8 protein-coding genes are annotated in these 8,229 nt (G+C 43.5%); 4 read left to right on the top strand and 4 right to left on the bottom strand.

Annotation, left to right across the window (positions count from 1 at the left end):
* Positions 1–25 precede the first annotated feature (25 nt).
* Entirely contained in the window at positions 26–412 is a 387-nt protein-coding gene (locus A3757_RS05700) for a hypothetical protein (protein WP_068739295.1), read from the bottom strand.
* A gap of 116 nt (positions 413–528) precedes the next feature.
* On the opposite strand from A3757_RS05700, the gene A3757_RS05695 reads away from it, so the two are divergent.
* Positions 529–1,962 carry a 3-oxoacyl-ACP reductase gene (locus A3757_RS05695; RefSeq protein WP_068552777.1) on the top strand — a complete coding sequence of 478 codons (1,434 nt, stop codon included), beginning with the start codon at positions 529–531 and terminating at the stop codon, positions 1,960–1,962.
* Between the two features lie 60 nt (positions 1,963–2,022).
* Here A3757_RS05695 and A3757_RS05690 read toward each other — a convergent pair whose 3' ends face one another.
* Together A3757_RS05690 and A3757_RS05685 are read right to left on the bottom strand one after the other, a co-directional pair.
* Positions 2,023–2,886 (bottom strand): M23 family metallopeptidase, encoded by an 864-nt coding sequence (locus A3757_RS05690; RefSeq protein ID WP_082865036.1) that lies wholly within the window; start codon positions 2,884–2,886, stop codon positions 2,023–2,025.
* Positions 2,870–5,272, bottom strand: a complete 2,403-nt coding sequence (locus A3757_RS05685) for a Lon protease family protein (protein WP_068510812.1) — start codon at positions 5,270–5,272, stop codon at positions 2,870–2,872. Before A3757_RS05685 ends, A3757_RS05690 begins: the two co-directional genes overlap by 17 nt.
* 226 nt (positions 5,273–5,498) lie before the next feature.
* Between A3757_RS05685 and A3757_RS25635 the strand changes: the two genes are divergently transcribed.
* A complete protein-coding gene (locus A3757_RS25635) occupies positions 5,499–5,897 on the top strand; it encodes a hypothetical protein (protein WP_068510814.1) in 399 nt (132 codons plus the stop codon).
* A gap of 6 nt (positions 5,898–5,903) precedes the next feature.
* Here A3757_RS25635 and A3757_RS05675 read toward each other — a convergent pair whose 3' ends face one another.
* The gene (locus A3757_RS05675; protein ID WP_068552779.1) at positions 5,904–6,932 is read right to left on the bottom strand and encodes an AraC family transcriptional regulator; all 1,029 of its coding nucleotides are present in this window, start codon (positions 6,930–6,932) and stop codon (positions 5,904–5,906) included.
* Positions 6,933–7,076: 144 nt separating this feature from the next.
* On the opposite strand from A3757_RS05675, the gene A3757_RS05670 reads away from it, so the two are divergent.
* Positions 7,077–7,838 (top strand): SDR family NAD(P)-dependent oxidoreductase, encoded by a 762-nt coding sequence (locus A3757_RS05670; protein WP_068552781.1) that lies wholly within the window; start codon positions 7,077–7,079, stop codon positions 7,836–7,838.
* A 105-nt stretch (positions 7,839–7,943) separates the two neighbouring features.
* The coding region (locus A3757_RS05665; RefSeq protein ID WP_197469843.1) for an acyl-CoA dehydrogenase family protein at positions 7,944–8,229 on the top strand (286 nt) is incomplete at its 3' end.

The raw sequence follows: 8,229 nt of genomic DNA, 5'->3' as shown, positions 1-8,229 counted from the left end.
TTTCCTCTTTAAGCAAAGCGAGTTGTTAGTTCAGGTTGTCGATAATATCCTGATTGACCGCAAGCGCACCCTCCGACTCCTGTATTTTTTCCTGCTGAGCCTGGTTTTCTCTTGTCAAACGCTCGTGCTCAGCTTTGGTTTCAGCAAGAGATTGTCCAGACGTAGACATTTTGGCTTGCTGATTTTTAAGCTGAAGTTCGAGCTTACCTATTTCTTGCTTAGATAAGACGCTGTCCAGGAGTGCAGTTTGACCCTGGTGATAAAAATAAAATGCTGAGAGCCCGAAAGCCAAGGCCATGATAAGAGTGACTATCCACGTACCGTTAAGCAGGCTATTGCGCTTGCGCAGATCATTTATCCACTGCTGCGCATATTGGTCAGCGTTATTCAAGGAATTGTCATGTGTCGTCATAAAACGTTATCTCAAGAAAAATAGATTTTTTGTAAGATATTATAATAGTTTGCGTTACACTAGCGCATGCCGCGCACGAGGCTCTATTGTTATTTTTTAAAGGGTAAAAAGTCGACATGAGTGATCTATATCTAAAGCTTGCGAACTCTCAGTATACACAGCCAATCATCCAAGCTTTGAACTTGCCTAAACCTCTTAATCTTGCTCGTAGCGAACACGAAAGCTTATATAATATTAGCGGTAAAATCCTGCTTGCCGCGACTAAGCATAATTTTGCGACTAATAGTGTATTTAAGGCTCTCGACTCCGACAACATTACCCTGTTTAGTGCACGCTCTAATACCGAGACACTAAACTTATCGGCCGCACCTACGAGTTATAAAGCTAAATGTACAGAAATTCAGATCGACAACCTTGAAGATCACAAGTTTAAAGCTTTAGTTTTTGATGCGACGGGAATAAAAACAAGCCAAGAACTGAAGCAATTGTACAGCGTCTTTACTCGTTCCGTTAAGAAAATTAGTATTAATGGACGCTTTGTCATTATTGGGCAATCACCTTCGCAACTTGAATCACCGGAAAGCGCTTCTTTGCAAGGCTCCTTAATAGGGTTTGCAAAATCGCTAGCTAAAGAGTGTGGTAAAAAAGGGATCACCAGCAATGTTATTTACCTGGAAAAAGGCGCTCAGAAATATCTAGACAGCTCTCTCAGGTTTTTCCTTTCGCCCAAGTCAGCCTACATAAGCGGACAATCTATTCAGCTTTGCAACAAAGCAACCAAGCAGAAAAGAACAGACCAGGCTAAGCCACTACTCGGCAAAACTGCTCTTGTAACTGGAGCTGCTCAGGGGATTGGCTATCACACCGCAAAAACATTAGCGCGCGATGGTGCAACAGTCGTCTGCCTGGATATACCTGCCAATGAAAGTGCTACACAAGCTCTCGCTAAAGAGATTTCTGGACACAGTGTTGCATTGGATTTAAGCGCAGAAAGCTCGGTCGACTCTATATGCAATACTATTGGTGCGCAACTCGGCGTAATAGATATCATTGTTCATAACGCTGGCATTACTCGCGACAAGACTATTGCTAACATGCCAGAGCACTTTTGGGATCAAGTGATAAACATCAACTTGTCCAGGGTGCTGGATATCAATCGTGCGCTAATAGAAAAGAAGCTACTTGCTAACAATGCACGCATCATCTGTATATCTTCTATTTCCGGGATTGCAGGTAACTTCGGACAAAGTAATTACGCCTGTTCTAAAGCCGGAATAGCCTCTTATGTTGAAGCGATGAGCCAACACACCGCCGACCAGGGCCTTCAGGGGCTAACTATTAACGCCATTGCACCTGGCTTTATAGAAACTGATATGACCCAGCGAATCCCTTTATTGACTCGTGAACTAGGGCGACGTATGAATGCATTATCACAGGGTGGCTTGCCGCTAGATATCGCAGAGGGAGTGAGCTTTTTCAGCCGCCCCGATGCTAATGCGCTTAACGGAAATGTACTTCGTATATGCGGTTTGAGTTTACTAGGTAAGTAAATGTAATAATGGAATGGAATGCGATGACCATCTTGCAGCAAGAATGCCATCGCTTTAAGTTTACTTATCACCAGCTATCAAAAGAACCAGCTGAGGGTCAATTCTCGTACCATACCAATTAACACGCCAATCAAGGTGCGGACCTGTAGAACGACCTCCAGCCCCTACTTTGGCAATTTCCTGGCCTGCCACAATATCTTCACCTTCTTTTACGACAACTTCACTTAGATGAATAAAGGTTGAAGATAGTCCATAACCATGGTCAACAATTAAAGTGCCACCGGAGTAAAACATGTCTTCATGGACCAGCGTAACTTTACCGCTAGCAGGAGCATAAACTGGCGCCCCAACTGGCCCAGCATAATCAACACCATAATGTGGGCGCTTTGGTGTACCGTTGTAAATCCGTTGACTACCGTAGACACCAGTAATAGGCGCCCTCATAGGTGCCGTAAAGTCATCCAAAAAGTAAAGCAAGCTGGAATCAGTTTTACGAGCATTTTTAACCAGCGCCGTTTCGCGTTTTATACGGGCTAGTTTATCCTTACTGGGTGTCACGGTTTTTTGAGGAACACCTTTAATACTTTGAGTCGGATAAGTCCTTTGCTTCACATCAATAATTAGAGAATGACGTTCACCATTAGGAGCGCTGAATGTTAATTTGTGCTCCGGCGCAGCATCGCGACCAAAGCCAATAATAAAATCCCCTTCTCGCGTAAGCCGAATTTCGCGTTCATTCAGTTTTACGTCGTACGAAGGCTTAACATTACCTTTTAACAAACCGCCCTGTGCAAATACCCCCTCAAGCACCACGTCTTCGGTCATTAGCTTTTCTGAGAGCAAGTCATCCGCAAAGACATTAGCACAAGTCACTATAAGGAGTGTAAAACCTGTTCGCTTTAGTCGCTTAAGCGTTTTTCTCATGAGCACCCTTTTCTTCGCTATCTTTACTCTCTTCTTTCTCACGTAAGCTGGCCATCTTCTCGTGCACTTTGCCGAAGATGCTGCCATCCTCGTACATACCGTCTTTAAGCGTTCCCGTCTTTAAACCCGTTAGCAATTCCAATGCTTCATTAACATGCGTTACTGCATAGATATTAAAGCGCTTTTTCTTAACGGCATTAATCACCTTCTGGCTTAACATAAGATTGGCAATATTGCTTTTAGGGATAATAACCGCTTGCTTCTGATCACTGCCGATTAACTCACAAGCATCGAGAAAGCCTTCTATTTTCTCATTTGCGCCACCAATTGGCTGAACTTCACCAAACTGATTCACTGAGCCGGTCACTGCGAAGTGCTGAAGAATTGGCACATCAGCAAGTGAAGAAATTAAGGCGCAGAACTCGGCCATCGACGCGCTATCGCCATCAACCTCACCGTAAGACTGTTCAAAAGCAATACTTGCAGATAGAGGCATCAGATCATCTTTTGCAAATAAGGATGACAAATAAGACGATAGGATCAAAATCCCCTTAGTATGGATATTGCCGCCCAACTTGGCATGATGCTCGATATCTGTGATATCACCATCACCAAAATAACAATTTGCAGTAACACGGTTTGGCATTCCGAACTCCGAACCCGCTGTGGAGTACACTGACAGTGCATTGATCTGCCCAACAACCGAACCGCTAACAGAAAGCAATGTAGAGCCATCTCGTATCGTATCAAACAGTTGGTCTTTGATGCGTCCATTGCGGTGCTCGGCACTTTCTAAAGCACGCTCTACGTGAGACTGCCTGATCATTGTTGAACGCTGCTCTCGCGCCCAGTAGTTTGACTCTCGCAGCAAATTAGAGATTTCAGAGGCGTGAAGTGACAACTTATTCTGATTTTCAGCCTGGCGGGAGCTAAACTCAATTACCCGAGCCACCGCTTTCTTATCACAATGGAGAAAGCCTTTTTCGTGTACAAGACTGGAAATGAATTTTGCGTAAAGCATCTGTGATTCAGGCGTACGATTCATTTCGTTTTCGAAGTCCGCTGTCACTTTAAACAGTTCTTCAAACTCAGGGTCGTAATTCTGAAGCAATAGATAAGTTTCGAGGTCACCAAAGAGAATAATCTTAACATCTAATGGAATCGGTTCCGGTTCCAAAGAAATCGTTCCAGACAAAGTCACTTCTCTTTCCAGGGAATTGATTTGCAGTTCCTTGGAACGCAGGGCTCGCTTGATCCCGTCCCACACAAAAGGTTGTTCAAGCACCTTCGCCGCATCAATCAACAGGTAGCCACCGTTGGCACGATGTAAGCAACCCGAGCGAATTAAGGAGTAGTCGGTAAACACCGTGCCTTTGTAGGTCACATGCTCCACATAACCAAACATCGTGTGATAGTTTGGGTTTTCTTCAACGATAACAGGCTCTTTAGAGTCCTTGTGCTGAACCAGTACATTAACCTGATATCTACGAGGTAGTTTCTTCTCAAGCGTTGCATTGGACATAGCGCCCTGCTCTTCGCTGTCTTCGAGAAAAATATCTAAGTTATTGACGATATCATTTTGTATATCATTCAAATAATCAATTACTAAAGAGTGCTTATGATATTTGTGAGCAAGTGACTCAACCAGGTGCTGTGTAACGCCCAGTACAACCTCTTCATTGAGCGCTTGCTGCTTATCTACAAACTCCTGTTCCCAGTTTGCTATTTTTCTAATCACCCCTCTTAGCTTTAATTCAAGCTTAGTGATTACATCATCAAACTGATCTTTCTCATCTTCCGCAAGTGCTTCAAAGCTTTCGACTGTATGTACATCTTCACCATTCATTGCAGTGAGACGGTATCCACCAGGGGTTGTCAAAGATAGCTTTACCTTTTTTCGCTTCGCTTGCTTAGCGACTTTCTCTAATGCCGCTTCTTGCTTTTCAGCGTATTCTAGCTTGAGTGCTTCTGAGCGCTGAAAGTACTGATCATTCTCGAAAGCCTGAGGAATGCCTTTGACCAAACGGGTCATAAGCTTTTCGACATCCTTTTTTAAATTAGCGCCCATGCCAACCGGTAACTTAAGTACTTTGGGTGATCTAGGCTCATCGAAGTTAGCAACGTAGCACCAATCGTATAACTCTCTATTTTCTTTACGGTGATGATCTAGAAAACGCAAGATCATCGTACGCTTGCCCAAGCCATTGCGGCCAATTGCATACACATTGTAACCAGAGTCAGGCATTGACATCGCAAAGCGGACAGCTTCCTGTGCACGGTCCTGACCTACAAATTCATTTAATGGCGGCAGAGCTTTAGTACTGGAAAAGCCCAAGTCAGCATCATCACATGTTTTGTATAATTGTTTCGTAGATAGCGGTTTCAATGTGAGCCCTTAAATATTATGAAAATGATTACATGCAAAGCATTAGTTCAAAGTATCTAAACGATATTAACAAAACAGACTGGCTTAACAAGACTAATTTTTACCAACAATTTAACCTATATTCATTTACTATAAGAACAGCTGTCAGTTGAAAGTTGATTTGTTGGGTGTTTAGCGTTTAATATCCCTCTCCTGATTCGACCTAACCCCATACCATTTTATACCTATGCATAAAATTAAACTCATAAATTGGGCAGAGCGCCGCATTAAAAGACGCCATAAAGCGCCTGATTTACGAATATCAATACAACCTGTCGGCTTAAGAAAATTCTTCAGTTCCTCACAGGAAGTTAAATGCCTCGATATCAATCGCTATGGTATGGCGATCAGGTCGCGTCGTCCCTTTAAGGCCAAAGAACGCATTCTAATTAACTTTAGAGGTAAGTATATTTCACTTTCCAAGGTTGGGGGCATCGTCACCGAGTGTGTGAAAGTTCGGCATTTTTACCGAATCAGTGTTGTTTTCAGCTACGCAAAAGACAGCAAAGAATACTGCCGCAAGACAGATAATGCTCTTTCAAGAATTGAAAGCCTTTATAACCAGCAAACAAAAGAAGCCGGGTAACTCTTCTCAAGCACTTCCAATCGAGTGTTTATCACGATAGGCACGCGGTGATAAGCCCATCCAGGTTTTAAACGCTCTAGAAAATACCGAGGCTTCATCAAAGCCTAATTCCAACCCTATCTCGCTTATTGATCGATTACTATCATTTAGCAGGCTTAGCGCTTTTTCACATCGTAGTTTTTGCTTAATTTGTTGGTAGCTAGTGTTTTCTTTTTCCAAGACACGTCTTAAATTTCTTGGGCTCATATTGAGTTCACTGGCCAAATCATCAAGCTTCTTAAACTGCATCGTATCATCAACAATCATATTCATTACTTGAGTACTAAAACTTCGTTGAAAGTCCGGCTTTGACAGCAAATCGGTTGGCGAATTTTGTAAAAAAGTATTCAACTCTTTCTGGCCCTGTTTAATAGGCAAATCCATAAGAGCTGATTCGAAGACTAGTGCGTTTTGCGTTTCACCAAACCTACAGTGACAAGGAAAGAGCAAACTATACTCCGCAACATGCGGTGGACTCTGGTAACTCAAGCTAACATATTTTAAAGGTAATCGTTCAGTAACAAGCCAGCTTGCAAAGCGATGCCAAACCAATAAAAAAAACTCTACGAGGAAATTGGCAGTATCCAACTCGGGCCGTACAGGCTGAAAAATAAGACGAGCTCCCTCCGTAGTATTTTCAAGTTGCAGCACGATATCGTTTCTAAAGGTACTGTAGAGCAAGCTTGCCCGCCTTATGCTTTCACCAATAGTTTGCTCCCTTATCATTTGTTTAGCTACGATGGCAAAAACACCTTGTTTACAGGGCTGATCGGTAAAGCCCATGAACTCATCATCCATTAGTCGCCAGATAGAACGAATTAGTGTTGATACTCGCTCAGATGAAATACGATCCCTCCCCCCATAGCAGCTGACAGAGAGAATACCTGAACTAAGACCGCAATCACTCATCACCTTGCTTACATCGACTCGGGCCCTCAAGGCACCCTGCAGAAGTGCATGTACATAGTACAGTGAAATTGAATTTCGCTTGTCCATATCGTCCGCTTAGGTAAAGTTTATACATAGTATATGTATCATTTAGCTAGTTTTCGTCCTATTTTGTCAAACCATATTCTGATTTGCTATTGCCCGGCGCACAGTCTTCGATCAAACTTTTAGTTTTTCTTATAGGTAAATTCAATGGACATTAAAGGTACACCCGCAATTGTAACTGACGGTGCATCAGGTCTTGGAAAAGGCACTGCACTCTATCTTGCAAGTTACGGCGCCAAGGTCGCGATTCTTGACTTACAAATCGAAAAAGCGCAAACCCTTGCTGAAGAAATAGGTGGCATTGCAATTGAATGCGATGTAACAAGTGCTGAAAGCGTTGAAGCAGCTATCAATAAAGCACGCGAAACTCACGGGCCCTGCGGTATAGCTGTTAACTGCGCCGGCATTGGCAGTCCAGGACGTATTCTTGGGCGTGACGGCCCAATGTCTTTAGACTTTTTTAATACCGTAATTCAAGTAAACCTTGTTGGCTCATTTAATGTACTAAGGCTGGCGGCAGCAGACATGCAAAGCCGAGAAGAAAACGCAGACGGTGAGCGAGGCGTAATCATTTCAACAGCCTCAGTAGCGGCTTATGAAGGTCAAATTGGTCAAGCTGCCTATTCTGCCTCGAAGGGAGGGATCGTATCAATGACCCTTCCCGCTGCACGTGAGCTCGCAAAGTTTGGCATTCGCGTATTAGCGATCGCACCCGGCCTCTTCCTAACGCCTATGATGGAATCATTTTCTCAAGAAGTACAAGACAGCCTTGCTGCAACATTACCCTTTCCATCTAGACTAGGTAAACCCGATGAGTTTGGTAGGCTAGTGCGTGATATTGTTGAGAACCCAATACTTAACGGTGAAGTGATACGTATTGATTCCGCTGTCCGTTTGGCAGCAAAATAATACCAAGCGCGGCATTTTGGGAACATCATAAAGTCGCTACACGTGACCTAGCTGCTAAATAGTCCGCTATTATACAAACACTAACTCACTAAAAGAGGAACCCATATGGACTTATCACTGAACGAGGAGCAAATTATGATTCAGAGTATGGCACGTAAATTTGCCAGCTCTGAACTGATGCCTATCGCCGATAAGCTTGATATGGGGGAGGCACAGGAAACCTTTGTTAAGAATCTAAAGAAACTGGCTCAGCTCGGTTTTATGGGGCTCAATATCTCGAGTGAATACGGCGGTACCAATGCCGGTACCGTTTCCTTTAGTTTGGCCATCACTGAAATAGCCAAGGCTTGCGCTTCGACAGCAGTTACAACATCGGTAACAAACATGGTTG

The organism is Oleiphilus sp. HI0117 (assembly GCF_001635235.1).
This window is presented reverse-complemented; position numbering and strand designations above follow the sequence as displayed.